This window comes from Mucilaginibacter rivuli (genome assembly GCF_019391655.1).
Classification (GTDB): Bacteria; Bacteroidota; Bacteroidia; order Sphingobacteriales; family Sphingobacteriaceae; genus Mucilaginibacter; species Mucilaginibacter rivuli.
In genome coordinates this window covers 341,574-358,949 of the sequence record NZ_JAHXPQ010000002.1, presented here as the reverse complement: position 1 = coordinate 358,949, position 17,376 = coordinate 341,574, and the positions used below count along the sequence as shown (strand labels likewise).

General features: G+C 41.4%; 9 protein-coding genes. 1 reads left to right on the top strand and 8 read right to left on the bottom strand.

Features of this window, described 5'->3' with window-relative positions:
• Positions 1-91: 91 nt before the first annotated feature.
• From KXQ82_RS05420 to KXQ82_RS05390, 7 genes are all read right to left on the bottom strand, one after another.
• Positions 92-2,539, bottom strand: coding sequence for a hypothetical protein (locus KXQ82_RS05420; protein ID WP_219487140.1), 2,448 nt, complete (start codon positions 2,537-2,539; stop codon positions 92-94).
• 588 nt (positions 2,540-3,127) lie between these two features.
• A complete protein-coding gene (gene galB, locus KXQ82_RS05415; protein ID WP_219487139.1) occupies positions 3,128-5,545 on the bottom strand; it encodes a beta-galactosidase GalB in 2,418 nt (805 codons plus the stop codon).
• Between the two features lie 171 nt (positions 5,546-5,716).
• A complete protein-coding gene (locus tag KXQ82_RS05410; protein WP_219487138.1) occupies positions 5,717-7,294 on the bottom strand; it encodes a RagB/SusD family nutrient uptake outer membrane protein in 1,578 nt (525 codons plus the stop codon).
• Between the two features lie 20 nt (positions 7,295-7,314).
• Entirely contained in the window at positions 7,315-10,851 is a 3,537-nt protein-coding gene (locus KXQ82_RS05405) for a TonB-dependent receptor (protein ID WP_255563456.1), read from the bottom strand.
• A gap of 218 nt (positions 10,852-11,069) precedes the next feature.
• Positions 11,070-12,086 (bottom strand): FecR family protein, encoded by a 1,017-nt coding sequence (locus KXQ82_RS05400; RefSeq protein WP_219487137.1) that lies wholly within the window; start codon positions 12,084-12,086, stop codon positions 11,070-11,072.
• Between the two features lie 112 nt (positions 12,087-12,198).
• Positions 12,199-12,774, bottom strand: a complete 576-nt coding sequence (locus KXQ82_RS05395) for an RNA polymerase sigma-70 factor (protein ID WP_219487136.1) — start codon at positions 12,772-12,774, stop codon at positions 12,199-12,201.
• Between the two features lie 229 nt (positions 12,775-13,003).
• A complete protein-coding gene (locus KXQ82_RS05390; protein WP_219487135.1) occupies positions 13,004-15,841 on the bottom strand; it encodes a glycosyl hydrolase in 2,838 nt (945 codons plus the stop codon).
• A gap of 96 nt (positions 15,842-15,937) precedes the next feature.
• Between KXQ82_RS05390 and KXQ82_RS05385 the strand changes: the two genes are divergently transcribed.
• Positions 15,938-16,141, top strand: coding sequence for a hypothetical protein (locus KXQ82_RS05385; protein WP_219487134.1), 204 nt, complete (start codon positions 15,938-15,940; stop codon positions 16,139-16,141).
• 3 nt (positions 16,142-16,144) lie between these two features.
• Here the strand turns inward: KXQ82_RS05385 and KXQ82_RS05380 are convergent, their stop codons facing one another.
• The gene (locus tag KXQ82_RS05380) at positions 16,145-17,374 is read right to left on the bottom strand and encodes an oligogalacturonate lyase family protein (RefSeq protein WP_219487133.1); all 1,230 of its coding nucleotides are present in this window, start codon (positions 17,372-17,374) and stop codon (positions 16,145-16,147) included.
• Positions 17,375-17,376 lie beyond the last annotated feature (2 nt).

Sequence of the window (17,376 nt, the reverse complement as noted above, 5' to 3'; positions counted from 1 at the left end):
AAACAAGCATGTTGACACTGCAAAGATGCAACATATATATGTAAGTACTTTTCTCATATGCAACGAAGGTTATAGGTTTTATTGATGATGATTAGTATTTAGTTGGATTAGGGTTATTAGGTGTTATACCGGTACTGTCAAGATATTGGAGATAATTATCAATGCTTAATATCACTGTTCTATCTGCCAATACTATTGAATTTACCGGGCCAACGTTAGCCACACGAAATTGGCCATCAATTACCTGTAAATTATTCAAATTATTATTAAACTGCGTGGCTACATTATTACCGTCGTTACTAAACAGCATTGTAACATATCTGCCCGATTTTTTACCATCAGGTATGATCTGGTTAGCCTTTATGATGTGATACTTAATAAAGTTTGATACAAGGCTCACATCTGCCGGAGCACTTGGAGCAAAGTTTGGTGTTTTAACCGCGCCCGATCCTGTACCCGGAAGCCATCCATTATTTACAGCATCCTGCATTGCTGTATTGCTAGGTATCATTATGGTGTAATCTGTACCGATATCAATTCCCTGGATTGCTTTTGTTGATGAATTCCAAAGTAAAGTGCCACTTAAGTATTTGTAGAACATGTAATAAGGATCGCCGCCAACACCATTTACAGGAGCTACTTGTCCTTTATTAAAAATAGCTGTACCAACGCTGTTAGCTACAGGTGTTGGTATCAAAATATTATTATTGCTACTTACCGGGTAATAAACAATACCATTAGAGCATGTAATATATGCCGGGTTAACGGTTACCGTAGTATTTGCATCTTGGTTACCCGCTGCAAAAAATTGATTGTTTGAATACTTAACAACTTCTGGAGCAGCGCTATTTAAACCGGCTGTAGCATATATGCCTGTACCCGAAAGGTTTGATAGCTCATTATTGGGCGTTAAAAATATTCCAAGGTTTAACGTTCTCAGCAACAAAGCCTCGCTACCTGCGGTAGTTGATCCGGATGGCAGCGTAAAAGTGATACCCGAGCCAGGTGTTGTATTACCACCTGCCGAAGCGTTGATACCATAACCTAATGCCCGCAAAGTAACATCAGGTATCATCACTACAGTATATTTAAACGCCGGGTTAGTCAAATTGGTTCTGAAGGAAGTAAAAAAGGAAAAGGCTTTAGCCATAATACTGTAATCAGGATCAAGATATATCCTACCATATACCGTTGCAAATACATTGGTTGCCTGGGCTTTGGTTGTGCCATAAAACAAACCATTACTACACACCATTTGGTCTTTAACATCTGTATTGGCATTAAAACGTGGATTTTCACCTTTTGCATTTAAAATACCGTTTTTGCTGAATTGGCTTGGCCAAATTGTACTTGTTGCCATGTGCGCATTAATAAAATCAACAATAACTGATTGCGGCAAACTGGCAAGGTTTGGATAGTGCTCTAATAATACAGTATTTACATACGAATCGAATGCGGCATTGTTAGGTGCAAACAGCGTGTTACTATTATATTGAGGCCATGTGGAACCGCCACCGGAAAACAGGTTTTCATTGGCAGGTGAAAAAGCTAATAAAGGTGAGTATTGTTTAACATATACCGATGCGGATGAGCCTGTATTTACCTGATTAACGCGTGTTGCATCCGGGCTTATGGCATAAGTTACTAAATTACCGTATTGCTGTATAAAGTTATAGAAATGGCTATAATCCGATTTACTCTTCAAATACGTTTCAAGGCTTGGCAACGGCAACGGCACGGTATTAATTACCTGCAAAACCCCATTCTCACAAATAATATTAGGATCAATTACATTACCGCCTAACACATTAAACTTTAAAGGATCATTTGTGAATGTTGCTCCCGGATAAAAGAATGTATAATCATAAGATGTTAAACCGTTGGCATTAAAATAGTATGGTGTAAAGTAAGGAATGTACTTATTGTTAAGATCTTTAGGATCATAGTATGCTGATTGTGAAGCATTAATTAATGATGCTACGCTTACCGGTGAATTTTGAGCAATTGATTTTATATTTTGACCAGCTAATGAGCCATATACCCCAATGTTAGGTACTGTAGTAGTGTCAACACCGTCATGATATGTAGTACGCCTTTTATAAGCCGGAGTAAGCGTAGACGTTAGATCTAAATTTTTTGCAAGTTGCGCAACTTCAATATTGTTGCCACTTATATTACCTGGTCTGATATCGGCAAGCGGTGATGATACGTAACCGCTATTAACAAGGCTATAGGTTACAATTTTTGTTGCTGTAGCAACATCCAACTGGTTAGCATCAATGTTTGCCTTTTTAAAAGCATCATCATTTGCGGCAAACAGTGTCCAGTAACCGGCCGTGCTTAGCTGGCTGGTATAACCCGCTTTATCAATACAAACCAGCATATTGGTGAAATTACCTTTAGCTTGCAGTGTTTGATAGATTGGAGGTGCCAAAGTAGCCGGGCGACCATAATACGCATCCAACGCGGCTTTACGGCAGCCCGAAAAAGCAAGCACTATTAAAAACAAGTAAAATAAACTTTTAAGAAATTTATACATGGTGAAACAACGTTTATGATATTTAATTAATAATCAATTTCCACATCAAAATACCCAAGCCCGTAACAACGAAAGTTACCCGGCCCTGTATTAATAAAAAAACTATTAAACTATTTTGAGAAAATTACAGTCTAAGAAAATCACCTATTTTGGAAAACGGCAATTACAGGTAAGACTAAAATTTGGTTGATACGACAATAGCGTACGTGAAATACGTAAAGGTTCCCTCATATAATTTATTTAGTTTTCGGTTAGTATTCAAATTGGCTGTAGAAGTGCTAACGCTGGCTTCTTACATTGTTTAAAAGTAGAATAAATAATATCATTAACTATCCTGCCCCATCCTGAATTTAAAATTTAATGGCAATTTATTAGCTGCATTAAAATAATTGCATACAAATAAAGTTTCTACTAAAAGAAATGTAAAAAATACAATTATTATCACCTGAGATCGCCATTAAAAAATTCAAAATTGGTTATAATTTGCCGGTAATTTCAATCAAAAATGTCCGGCTTTTTACTTACAAACGTCAATACGCTCAAAAAAATTGTATTAACCTATGGTTTATAATGTTAAACTTCGTCTGGTTAGTTTTGTGTTTCAATTTGCACTGTAGCCGTTTGAAGACCGTTAGCTGTAGCTGTAACCGTTACATAGCCCGCCTTGTTGCTAGCTTGTATTATGGCCAGTGCTAAACCATGAAACGCTTTTCGCCAATCTGCTTTAAACGAATCGTGATTAATAGGGTCACCGTTATCCACCCCGGCTAAAAACGCTTCGCCATTAATTTTAAAAGTGATTTTATTATCGGCGTTAGGTACAATATTGCCATCCTTATCTAATACTTTAACGGTGATAAACGCAAGGTCACTGCCATCGGCTTTTATGTTCTTCCTATCAACAGATAATTCTAATTTTGATGGTAAGCCGGCCGTTTTCACTTCGCTTGTTAAAACCACATTTCCCTTTTTATCATATGATACTGCCTTAAGTGTTCCCGGCTGATAAGGCACATGCCACATTACGTGCAGGTCATCCCCTGTTTTTGCTTTCTTCCCTAACGATTTTCCGTTTAAAAAAAGTTCCACATTATCGGCATTATTGTAATAAGCCCAAACATCAACCATTTTACCAGCTTCCCAGTTCCAATGCGGCAATAAATGCAATACAGGAGTGGTAGTCCACTCGCTTTGGTACATGTAATAAACATCTTTAGGGAAACCGGCGAGGTCAATAATTCCGAAATATGAGCTGCGTGCCGGCCAGCTATATGGCGTAGGTTCGCCCAGGTAATCAAAACCTGTCCAGATAAACATCCCCGAAAGGAAATCGTACTTTTTAATTACTTTCCATGCCTCTTCATGCGTTGAACCCCAGGGTGCCGAAACATTATCATAAGCTGAAACAGTAAAATCGTCATTCATTTTACCGGCTCCTTTACGTGTTGGCCAACGCCTGATAGAATCTGAAGGCATATCATAAATACCCCGTGTTTCTAATGCTGATGTAGTTTCGCTGCCAATAAATATTTTACCCGGGTAACGTTCATGAAACTTAGCCAGATCGTTTGTGTGGTAGTTATACCCTACCAGATCAACCGCACCTGATTTGATGATCTGGTTGCGCGTACCTGGGTCATTATTGGCAGCGGTAATTGGCCTTGTAACATCAAGGCTGTGTACAATAGCGGCAAGCTCTTTAGCTATCCTGAAACCACTGGTATCTGTTTGCTGTGGTATTTCGTTGCCGATACTCCACATCATTACGCTTGGGTGGTTACGATCTCGCAGTACCTGGTCTTGCAGGTCGCGTTTGCTCCATTCATCAAAAAACAAATGATAATCATATTTTTCTTTGCCTTTTTGCCAGCAATCAAAAGCTTCATCCATAACGATGAACCCCATCTTGTCTGTCAGCTCGAGCAACTCGGGCGCAGGCGGATTATGCGATGTGCGGATGGCATTACATCCCATCGCTTTTAAAATCTCCAACTGGCGCTCTAAAGCCCTTACATTTACAGCAGCACCGAGGCTGCCAAGATCGTGGTGATCACAAACACCTAATATTTTCATCGGTTTCCCGTTCAGCGAAAAACCTTTATCGGCATCAAATTTAAAATCCCTTATTCCTAATGGTGTTTCATAACTATCAACTACGATGCCTTTGCTTACAATTTTTGTGAGTACTTTATACAGGTAAGGTTTATCAACCGACCATAATACCGGATTTTTAACGGCCAGCGTTTGAGTTACGGTAGCAAGGGTATCCTGCAAGGCAACATTGGTTAATGTTGTATTGGTAATTTGTAAACCCGCGGCATTATAAATAGTTGATACGATATTTACCTGCTGTGGTTTACCGCTAAGGTTTTTAATACTGGTTTTTAAATTAACCGCGGCACTTTGTTTGGTAACTGTTGGTGTAGTTACAAATGTGCCCCAGTTGTTAACAGCTATCGGGGTAACTGTAGTTAACCAAACATTACGGTATATACCCGAACCGGAGTACCAGCGCGAGTTTGGCTGATGTGAGTTATCAACCTTAACGGCTATAATATTTTTCTTATCTCCATAATTGAGGTATGGCGTTATGTTATATTGAAATGAGATATAACCATTGGGCCTGAAACCTAAATGATGCCCGTTTACCCAAACATCACTGCGCTGGTAAACACCATCAAAATTGATATATGTTATTTTGCCTTTATTGACTGCAGGTACAGTGAAATTTTTACGATACCAGCCAATGCCCCCCGGTAAAGCTCCGCCTTCGGGCGTTGCAGGGTTATCTTTACTAAACTCACCTTCTATGCTCCAATCATGTGGCAGGTTTAATTTACGCCACTTACTATCATCAAACGAGTTATCTTGACCGTTACTAATATCACCTAAAGTAAATACCCAGCCCTGGTTAAAGCTCACAACACGCCTAACCTGCTTTTGCTGAGCGTAAACAGGCATAATAAAGGCTACTATAAAGCACAGCAGCAAAAATTTGGATTTCATATTTAGCGGTTAATTATGGTTAATAACTAACGCTAAAATATCAATTAAAACTTTAAGTGTAGCATATACAATAAATAAGTTTTATTAAGTGTAAAAACAACAAGTAAGACGGCCCCTTATTTAAGGGCCGCCTTGCTTGCGTAGTATATATTAAGATAGGTTAATGTTCGGTTAGTATCCGGGATTAGGTGAATATAATCCTGGTGCTGTATCTAATTGAGATTGTGGCACCGGATATATAATAGAATTGGCGGTAATAGGACCCATTTTTTGTATAACTGCATCATCAACAGCTTTCCAGGCATTCATAATGGTTAACAATTTACCACTCCGTTGCAAATCAAACCAACGTAAACCCTCGGCGGCAAACTCTCGCCTGCGTTCGGCTAAAAGCTGATCGGCATTAACGTTTACCAACGGAAGCAGGCCAGCCCTGTTTCTTACCTGGTTAACAACACCATCAACATCCGTCAACTGATTGCCCGGAGCACCGTTTAAAATACATTCTGCTTTAAGCATTAATATATCGGTGTACCTGATAGCGATAAAATTAATTCCCCAATCAAAACGGCTCGCTGGTATTTTGGCAGCATCTAACGCGCCTGTACCTAAATAAGGTACATATTTCCTAAAAAACGGATACGGATCTAAAGTGCCCTGGTAGGTATATCCTGCTGTAAAAACATTTTGTGTTTTCCTTACATCGCTTGCAGAGTACTCAGCCAGCATATTTGGAGATACTGATGGTGTGCCAAGGTTTCCGTTTGCCGGAGTATTACCTGCCGGTTGTGAGTTAAAATAATTTTGAGGAATAAGCTGCCATGTAAAATCTGCTCCCAAAACCGGGTTTTGTCCGGTTAAGTACATAACATCAAAAATAGCTTCCCTGTTACCTGTGGCGGTATAGTTAGGGCTTTGATTGGTGTATGAGAAAATGTTTGAATAGCTTGTATTAAACACAAACAGGCCGCTGTTTATAATATCATTAAATAAAGGCACGGCCAGGCTCCACTCGTTTAAACCAAGACCGGGACCTGATATGCCATAAGTAGGCCCTGAGCGGGTCATGTAAACCTGGCCAAGTACTGCTTCTGCGGCATACTTTGTAGCCCTGCCCACGTCTGTTGCAGTATAAGATGGAAATGCACCTGCGTAATTGGCCGGTAAATTTGCTATGGCAAACTGCAGATCGGCTATAATAAGGGTATATACATCAGCTACGGGGCTACGGCCTATGGTTGTAGATTCGCTTATGCTTACCGGATGATCAATAATTGGTAGTTTGCCAAAATATCGCACCAGGTCAAAATAATAGAAAGCACGCAAAAAACGGGCTTCGGCGCTAAGCCTTGTTGCCAAAGCGGCCGATCCTACAAAACTGCCGTTCTTAGCAATTTGATCGAGTACAGTGTTTGCCTGAAATATTCCCCTGAAATCGGTGCTCCATGCTTCTTCAACATAAGGGTGGCCCGCTATTGATGTTGAAAAATTACTGATCGCATCCGGATCACGTGCTACACTATTAGTGGGGTAAATATTATCAGAACGTATTTCCGACATATCAAGTAACCTGTCGGGATAATTACGTAGTGAGTTATAAGCGGCATTAATACCCTGTATAAAATCACTAGGCTGCTGATAAAACGTTGCCGTGGTTTGAGTTGATATTGGTATTTGGTTTAAGTCTTTAGAGCACGATGTTACCAGTAACACAAGCGCCATTGAGGCTATGAAAGATATCTTTTTCATTTTTAAAAAATTAGAGATAATTAAAATGTAAAGTTTAACCCGAATATGAGTGATTTGGCCAAAGGCAAGCCACCATAATCGCCTGCAACAGGGAACTGTGCAGTTCCAACAGCCTGGTTCTGTGCATCAGGGTTAAGGCCATTGGTGTATTTATCGCCACCAAAGAAATTTTCTAAAGTAAGGTAAATACGGGCACCCTGAACAACCGGGGTTTTAAGCAGGTTTTTTAAATTATATCCCAAAGTAATATCTCTTACACGTATGTAATCAGATGAGTAAAGCCAATCAGTAGCAGCAGTAATAGGAGCATAATAAAGTGCGTAGGTTTTACCAAACCTTCCCTCGCCCTGGTTAGTTGGCGACATCCACCTGTTTACAAAAGATGCCGGGTGGTTATCAGATCTGCCTTGGCCGGGGCGGGTTATTGCCCTGCCTATTTGCGAGTAGATAGAGCCGCCTTGCTGGCCTTGGATCAAAATACTCAAATCAAACCCTTTAAATTTAAACGTGTTGGTAATACCAAACGTATAGTCAGGGTTAGGGTGTCCAACTATTTGTTTATCAGCCTCGGTAATTATACCATCAGGTACACCGTTGGGGCCACTTACATCTTCGTATTTGATATCACCTTCAGACTCGGCTGTTGAACCTGTTTGCGGGCCATAACGTGCAACGCCGTTAGCTATATCGGCAGCGGTTAAAAAACCAATTGCCCTTAAAGCGTATATACTGTTTAAAGGTGAGCCAACGCGAAGTATGGCATCGCCCTGATCATTGCTGTTTGGAATAAGGATTTGGTTCTGATCGCCCAACGATACTACCTTATTGGTGTTGTGGGTAATATTTATTGTAGTGCTCCACTGAAGTTTACCTGTTAAATTACGTGATGTAATTTCTAACTCCTGCCCTAAATTTCTAACAGAACCCACATTAGACAAGACAGCCGAAGTACTGCCACCGTATGTAGCAGGAACAGGCTTGTTTAATAACAAATCTGTATTCAGTTTATTATAGTAATCAAATGATCCTACAATACGGTTGTTTAAAATACCAAAATCGAGACCAAAATCATAAGTTTGTGATCGTTCCCATCTCAAATCGGGATTAGCTAAAACAGCCGGATACTGACCAATTACAGCCCCTTGAGTGGTGCCAAAAACATAGCCTGCAGAACCGATTGTTGATACATCATAATCCGGTATGTTGTTATTTCCGTTCACACCGTATGAAAACCTCAGTTTCAAATCACTTATTGAAGGTACAGCCTTAATAAAGTTTTCCTGGCTCATTCGCCATGCCAATGAAGCCGAAGGGAATATACCATATTTGTTATTTTCACCAAAACGGGATGACCCATCAGACCTGATACTTGCCGATAACAGATATTTATCTTTGTAGGAATACTGCACACGGGAAAAATAAGATTCTAAAACACTCAACGTAGAATTAGTATTACCCGTAACAGCGGCCGCAGCATTTAAAGTTTGAATTACCGCGCTGGTGAAACCTGTATTAGAACTAAGCGTAGCCCTGTCTAACCTATCATAGTTATAAGAAAAACCAGCTAATATATTTAAGCTATGATCTTTATTAATTACAGTGTTGTATGTAATGGTATTTTCGTTAACAAAAGTTTGCCTGCGGTAGCTGTTATAAGAGCCGGAGGTAGATGTAAGCAGGTTGTTGGAGCCTGTAAATGTACGCTGCGCCAATGTACCAGCTGTTGTATACGGCACGTAAGTTGTAGCTATGTTATCTGTGTTATCCAGGTTAACCGAGCTCCTTAACGATAATCCTTTTAAAATTTGATAATCTGCATATAAAGTACCTAAAGTACGGTACCTTTTAGTTGTACCCTGGTTATACAATAGCTTGCCATATGGCGAGTTTGTTGTGCTGCTATAAATATATTGCGGGTTTGAACCTATATTAGGTAATAACCCCGATGATTCTTCCTGCACAGGAGCTAAACTTAGCGCCTGGTGAAAAATTGAGTTTTGCCCTTCAACACCCGGATCCTGGGTTACAGAATAAGTTGGTGCGATATTTAACCCCAATTTTAAGTTTTTAGAAGCGTTTACCTCAACGTTAGCCCTAAGTGAATATGCTTTATAACCCACACCTATGATAAAGCCATCCTGATTAGCAAAATTACCCGATACAAAATAATTTACAGCATCCGTTCCGCCACTGGCCGAAAGCTCTACGTTTTGCATTTGCCCTTTCCTTTCAATAGCATCCTGCCAATCAATGTACGACAAACCCGGGTGGCCCGGCTGTGACCAACGCGGATCAGGAACATAATTTGGATCCTGACTACCTACTCTGGCAACACGTGTTGCAAAATCATCATTAACCGATGCAGTAGGGTATTTTGCCAGGTATTGCGCGTTAATAACTTCAACTGCATTGGCAATCCATTGATCGCCATCCATCATCGGTAGTTTTTTAGACGCTTGATTATAACCTACATAGCTATTAAAGTTAATTTTTGGCGCTCCGGTTTTACCACGTTTAGTAGTTATTAAAACCACGCCATTTGATGCCCTTGAGCCGTAAATGGCTGCTGCTGCTGCATCTTTTAAAACTTCTATACTTTCTATATCATTCGGGTTGATGTTATCCAATGGATTACCTGTAGAAAATGTACCGTTGCCTGCATTACTTGCATTAGTAGTAAGCGGGAATCCGTCTATTACATACAATGGCTCGTTACCCGCGCTTATTGAGCCCGAACCACGCACCTGCACACTAAACGCTTTACCCGGTATACCTGTATTTTGCTTTACAGTAACACCGGCCAATTGTCCAACAAGTGCCTGGTCAACACGGCTAATAGCCCGTTCATCAAGGTTTTCATTTCGCATGGTACTTAAAGCGCCCGATACATTACTTCTCTTTTGTGTACCATAGCCAATAACCACTACCTCGTTCAATTGCTTTTTGCTCTCTTCCAAAACCACATTAACTACAGCCTGGCCATTTATTGCAACGGTTTTAGTAACGTAACCAATAAAAGAAAACTCAAGCGAGCCGGTACCATCCGGAATATTCAGCGTATAGTTACCGTTAATATCGGTAGCTGTAGCCAATTGCGATCCTAATAGTTTTACATTAACGCCCGGTACGGTTAACCCTGTTTCATCGGTAACTTTACCTTTAACAGTAAATATGTTAATAGCGGCCTGACGTTCGGCCTCCTTTTTTTCGTCAATCTTTTTTAACTCCTCATACTGGGGGCCTGCATTTAATACAATACGGTCGCTAATTACCCGGTATACAATACCGTGCATGGTGAGTAACTGGTCAAGAAATCCCTTCAAGGTTAAACCTGAGGCATTAAATGATATTTTCTGGTCTGCTTTAATGATGTTTTTGCTGTATACGAATCTAACATCGGCATCCCGCTCCAGTTTTTTCAATACAGTTTCAAGGCTCGTATTACTTACGGACATGTTAACCGGTCGCCTCAGCACATCCTGTGCTTTCATGCTTTTAGCGAAGGAGACACCGCTTAAAATGAGCGCTATCATGAGGTGGGTACAGGTGATTCTCATAATTTTCCACCAGGTCTTTGAGGATAGTAAATAAAAATTCATAAATTCGTTTGTTTTATTTTAGGCTTAAAATGAGACAATTAATCCCCTATCGCCTGCTGTGCAGACGTTATTACCAACGGGGCTTAGACTTAGCCGGGAGTGGTGATGACACTTCCGGTTTTTTTAATAAGGCGTTTTTCCTTTATTTCTTCATACGTTAATACTGGTTTAGTTTGTTAATTGGTTTTAGGTTTTCGATACAACTCCATTTCAGTGTCGTCCATGTTATAGCCCACGTTAAGCGAGCTTTCAAGCATATCTAATATTGCGGGTAGGTTTTGATCGGTAAAATCAGCTTTCAGCAAATACTTGCCTAACTCTTTATCATTGGTATATATCCTTGTTCCAAAATGGCTGTTAAGCACTGTAAGTACACTATCTAACGGAACATCGTCAAAAGAAACCGACGCTTTTTGCCAGATACGCATGCCGGATATACCTGCTTCTTTAGCGCGTGTTAAAGCCCCCCTGTTACGGCTGTAAACAATTTTTTGAGTAGGGAACAGCATCACCTCCGATTTATCATTTTCGGGTAACTTAACAGATACCTTCCCCGTAACTACAGATACCTCGGTTGGTACATTTTTATATGCACGGATACGGAAACTTGTGCCCCACACCTTGGTTATTACGCCGCCGCTATAAATAACAAAGGGGTGGGCATGATCTTTACTTACTTCAAAAAAAGCTTCACCATGCATTTCAATCTGCCTGTATTTACCCATAAATTTCTTTGGGTATTCTAACTGGCTTTTAGGACTTAACCAAACCACGCTACCATCACTCAATACTTGTTTATAGATACTGTTGGTTTGGTTATTCAACATCATTTGCTCTGATGCCGTAGTGATAATAGCATTAAGGTTGTCGGTATTTGTTTTTTTGTTGAAGTAAACGCCTAAAACCACAAATACCATCGCTGCAATTCCCGACAGCCAATAAACCGCACGCATCGAAAAATGTCTTTCCGTTTTATTATCATCTGATGTATGTACAGGCAATACTACCGAGGCTTTGAATTTATTCAGCATCAGCATTTTTAAAACCTGCTGCTCTTCATCGCTTAATGTATCTAAAGGATCTTCGCTATCTTCAAAATCATCATACCAGCGGTAAAGCATGCGCACTTCCTCGTCGGTACAATTGCCGTCAATATACTTGTGTAATAATTGGGGTGTTACAGGATAATTCATTAATACAGTTACGGTTTATAACAGGGCGTATATAAGTAATGACATATGAACATGCCTTTACCCTTGCCCGGTATTAAAAAAAATCGGAATTTGTAATTGATGCAGACCTGCCTTAAAAAAACAGGGAATTTAAATTAATGCGCAACCTGCGGATGGCTTTGGTAAGGTGCCCCTCTACCGTTTTTTCGGAGATGCCTAATTGGGCGGCAATTTCTTTGTTCGATTTGTTTTCGTGCCGGCTCATTTCAAATACGGATCGGCATTTTTCGGGCAGGTAGCTTAATTCTTTCTGCAGGTTATAGTAAAAATCACGAACGTGAACGGTTTGCTCTGTTGAGTAATCCTCGTCGGATTTAAAGAGCTTTACAAACTGGGTGTACGCATTACGGCGGGTTTCTTTAGCTATACAGTTTAAAACAAGGTTACGTACAGCGGTATAAATATACCCTTCGAACGAGGTTTTAATAACAATACTTTTGCGCCCGGCCCATAAGTTAGCCAGAAAATCCTGGACAATCTCTTCGGTTATCTCTTTTGAGCGGATACGTTTATAGGCAAAGGTGTATAGCTTTTTCCAATGGCGGTGATATAGTTCTTCAAAGGCTTCTATGCTGTCATTCTTCACCATACCCAGCAATTCCATGTCGGAAAGTTGTTTGAGATTATCATGGTCAGATTTCAAATCCATATCTTTTATTAAACACACATCACACTTACAAAAACGCTAAAAAACCAGAATATTGCTATCTCTGAATCAAAAGTTTTCTATAAAATGTAATCTTTGGGGTTAAATTACAATTGGTTTGTAACAAATATAATACTACAGGCATGCATAACTGTCCTGAACAGTCCTGTTTATTTATTAACAACAAAGCCCATGTTAACATGGGCTTTGTTGAATGCAGTATTATGGGCGGTTAAAATTTGAGGTATTCTACCGCTTCCAGCTTTACCGGGCCTAATAAGCCGGATGGTTTAGGTTCCCATCTTGCAGCATTAAACAGGCCATCCTCTCCTCTCGCATCGCGTGAGCGTGCGGGGAAGTTGGTATTGTAAAATATACGGTAAGGTATATTACGCCTGTCCATGTCTGATATACGGTTGGCCATCAGGTTTGATACGGTAACTTCAAGCTTATTATCAGTTTTTAATAAAGCGGCGGGTATAATAACAGAATAATCGGGGCCTATCAGCGTAGCCAGCTTTGTCCCGTTAAGGTAAACATCGGCGGTATGGTATACTTTGCCCAGATCAAGTTTAAAGGCTTTGGCCACATTAGCAGGCTTTGCGAATGAAATGGCATATTTGGCCGTGCCCGAAAAACGTTTCAACTCATCGCCACCAAAATCAGTCCACGATACCAGGTCTGTTTTTGTTACGGCGGCGGGCAATTCGGGACCGCCATTTACAAAGCTGACAGCCCAGTCGCCTTTAATTTCTGTTGCTTTTACAGATGGTTTATAGTAAGCATAAGCCTCTCCTTTTACCAGGGTTGACGATGTCTTCAAAATAGCGCTTTCACCGGGTGCTAATTGCAGGTAAACTTCGGTATCGCCTTGCGGTGATGTTTTGGTTTGCGCCAGGCCTGCGGTGGCCGTCATGGCGTTAAATACAGTAACCGATGTTGCCGATGCTGTTAAAGGCACCCATCCGTCAATTTTATTTATCCCTTTATTCACCACAAAATAACTGGTGCCGCCATCATATTTCCGGCGGTTAAATTGCAAGGCGCTTTCTACCATTTGCTCAGCGCGCACCTTGCTATAGCTTAACAGCTTAGCTGCATCTTCGCCTATTAAAAATGCACCTTTACCAATATCCGCTTTTTTGATACCTGCAGCAACATCTGTAAACTTCAGGGTAGCCAGCAGGTCTTTCAGCGCTTTGCGGTTAGCATCAAGGTTACCAAGCCCCGGCACATCCGCAGGAGCATTTTTATATATAATAATGTGCGCGCCGCTGCGGGCCAGATCTGCCAGTTTGCTAAAGGTTGCCAGCGGTATAAAATGGCAATCAGGTAATATTATGGTTTGATAGGCCGCGCCTCCGCTGGTTTTTATCTCTTTACCCGCGGCTGTAGTATTCAGTATTTGCTTATCGGATATATAATCAAACGTGTAACCTTTATCCAACATTAGTTGAGCGCAGGCTTCAAAACCCGAACCGATAAACTCGGGGCGCATAGCATCATAATGCTTTAACAGGCTGCGGCCCGGCTCGGAAAAGCTATCGAATATGGGGTAATATAACAGTACATCATTATTAGGTTTACCTTCCTGCAAAAACGACTGGCTGCGTGCAATATATTCGTTAAGGGCATGAAAATCGTTCCATTGCGGATCGGCAGGGGTTAAATGTACCGATGCGTAAAACAACCATCCCGGCCATGGCGCTGAAGGCGGCGAGTAAGCGATACCGTGATAAAACACATGGTTTACTCCACCCAGAAAATAGCGGTCGATAGAAGTTTTCACATCAGATAATGATGACGTAAAATGATCGCCCAACCATGTTGCCGACTCTGACGAGGCCAGCTGTTTCCCCGTTACGTGCGCTGCCGAAGTTGCAAACCTAAACCGGAGTGGCTCCACCCCTTCCGTTTCCGGGATATCAATAGCGCTGTACAGATCCAGTATATTTGATGGCGAACCATGCGATTGGTTGCGGATCAATGCGCCATGCCCTGCCGCCCAGGTATGCCATGGGATAGTGAAATTATCCAACAACATATCCGAAATGGTTTCGCGGTAATCGCATACTACACGACTGTAATCTTTATTTTCTTTGGAGAATAAAGCAGGTAAGTGTTCTAACAGATCGTACCCGCGACGCTTTTTAAATTCGGCAAACAGCTCGGGGGTGAAATTTGACTGGCCGCGGGCGTCATCAACTTCGTATGAATCATTAAAAAACGAACGGATACCCGTTACATTACCGGCCTTAAAAGCCTGGTCGAATTTATCGAGATATGTTTTTAATGCCGGTTGCGAAAAATGGTCGATAACAAAGCCCTCGCCACCCGGGGCGGCACGCTCAACCAATTTACCATGCCAGCCCATAAAAATACCGTACAGAGCCCAATCGCCGCCTTTGGGGGCTGTCCAGTTGAGTTTACCATTGGCATCAACTTTCGCGGTCAGGTTTACTATCTGTCCATCGGGGCCGTATCCCATTAAAGCCTGTAAGGGTAACAGTTTTGGGAAACGCACCTGGCCCAAAGCCCATGCCTGTAAGTTTTTGTTAGCGGCAAGTGGTTGCTGTATATCTGTGATGGCCGGAGCCTTACCCTCGGCAGTAACCATTGCTTGTTGCATGTGGATTATAGGCTGATTTAAAGATCCGCCACCTTTAACGGTGTATGCCTCCATTTCCATGTTCTTTGATGAACTTTCATCATCTATCCAGGGGCCGCCAAAAGGCCAGCCTGTAGCATTAGCCATATCAATACCCAGGCCTAAGCGTTTACCCTCTTGTATAGTAAAATTAAGCATGCTGATCCACTGGGGCGACAGGTATTGTATAAACTTACTCTCCTGCCCTTTTATACCATAAATTGGTGTTATTTCGAGGCCGCCTAAACCGGCATCATGGTATTTTTGCATGTTAGCGGTAAGGTCGGGCTGGTTAACCGCGCTGCCCTCCCACCACCAACGTGTCCAGGGTTTGGCTTCCCGCGAAATTACCGGCCATGATATTTGGGCAAAGCTTTGCATGCCGATGCCGCAACACAAAACAATTAATAAAGGTTTACGCATAATAATTTATGTAAAGGGTAATGTGATATTTTTATGATGATCAAAAAACTATAATTATCCGTGTATGTTATGAATGGGACTTAACTCATCAAAAAAATGAAAAAGCATATCATGTACACAGCCTTTGCAGTTGCATTATTTTTGACAGCCTGCCGTGGCAACCACGCCGCCAATGCCGGCAGGGATACTGCCGAAATGCATTTGCCCCAAACAAAATCGGTTGATACCACTAAGGCAACACAAACCGATCATAGCGGGAATGGGGGCAGCCAAACCGTACTGGATAGCGATAAAAAATAACAATTACTTTTTAGCTATCTCAACTGCATATATCTGTTCCATACCTTCAAAATTAGCGCGGAATATGATCCACTTTTCATCGGGCGAGAAATGTACATTTGGCTCCAGGTGATAGTTATGATTTTTCATCATCACCAATTTTTCCGATCTGAAACGTGTGCCATCAGGCTTAAACAGATAGATCCATTGGCCATCAGGTGCTTTAGCAACCTGACCCGGGTTTCCGCCATCGCCACAAAAAGTTTGTTCATCTTTTGATACATTAAAGTGGATAGACCACTCGTTACGGTCCATCTCATAAAGACGGTCTTCTTTACCTGTTTTCATATCAAAAGCAGCTAAAAAGAAAGTTTGGCCTTTAGGCTTCTGCAGATCGAACCATTCGCGGTTACCGCTAACACCAAAAAACTCGTGCCCGGCAATTTCATTAACCATGGTACGCACGTGCATCAAAGTGTTTTTGCCTGTTTTGATGTTGATGTTCCAGATACGGTCGTTCTTTTCCCAGGGGCCTTCGTGGCAATATGATAAAATATCCGGATCGGTAGGCGAAAACAACAGGTGGTTTGTCCATTCGTTCTCGCGGTGTATCTCTTTTATCTCTTTTGTTTTGATATTAACCGTATAGAGGGTATGCTCAATATGCGCCTCCCATATTCGGTTAAAGTAATCGTGCTTGGCAGGGTATTTAGCATATATCTCACGCTCCTGCTCGCCGGTTGCCTTTACGCAGGCTAAATAAGTACCATCGGCATTAATAGTACCTGCACGGCCCTTAAAAGCAGGATCGAACACGTATATTACCGAGTTTTTCTTTGTATCCACATTCACGGCAAAAACGGTATCGCCACCCTGGTAATATGCAGAGCGTGTTTTGGGACAAACCATTTCGCCGGCCATTTTACCTGTGTGGTGCGTTAGCTGCTCTACCTTGTTTGTTTTTAAATTAATGCTGAATAACTGGTTGCCCTGCTTTGTATTGCTGTAAAATACCATAAGGTCGCCTTCTGTATTTTTTTGCGGTACAAAACAATTGTTATTAAAGTAAAAGCTAGCCGCGCTGTCGCGTCCATTCACCAGGCGAACAACCTTATGGCCTGTAGCTTTATCGATCCATTCGGCAGGCATAATTTTGCCCCCCGTTTCCATTACCGGAATTTTTTGCGCTTTTACAGCGCCACCCAAGCACGTGATGCATGCTGTGGAGAGTAATAATTGGCTTAAAATTTTCATGA

Coding starts and splice junctions, on each gene's coding strand:
- KXQ82_RS05420 (WP_219487140.1), bottom strand. CDS start 2,539: ATGTATAAATTTCTTAAAAGTTTATTTTACTTGTTTTTAATAGTGCTT.
- galB (WP_219487139.1), bottom strand. CDS start 5,545: ATGAAATCCAAATTTTTGCTGCTGTGCTTTATAGTAGCCTTTATTATG.
- KXQ82_RS05410 (WP_219487138.1), bottom strand. CDS start 7,294: ATGAAAAAGATATCTTTCATAGCCTCAATGGCGCTTGTGTTACTGGTA.
- KXQ82_RS05405 (WP_255563456.1), bottom strand. CDS start 10,851: ATGAGAATCACCTGTACCCACCTCATGATAGCGCTCATTTTAAGCGGT.
- KXQ82_RS05400 (WP_219487137.1), bottom strand. CDS start 12,086: ATGAATTATCCTGTAACACCCCAATTATTACACAAGTATATTGACGGC.
- KXQ82_RS05395 (WP_219487136.1), bottom strand. CDS start 12,774: ATGGATTTGAAATCTGACCATGATAATCTCAAACAACTTTCCGACATG.
- KXQ82_RS05390 (WP_219487135.1), bottom strand. CDS start 15,841: ATGCGTAAACCTTTATTAATTGTTTTGTGTTGCGGCATCGGCATGCAA.
- KXQ82_RS05385 (WP_219487134.1), top strand. CDS start 15,938: ATGAAAAAGCATATCATGTACACAGCCTTTGCAGTTGCATTATTTTTG.
- KXQ82_RS05380 (WP_219487133.1), bottom strand. CDS start 17,374: ATGAAAATTTTAAGCCAATTATTACTCTCCACAGCATGCATCACGTGC.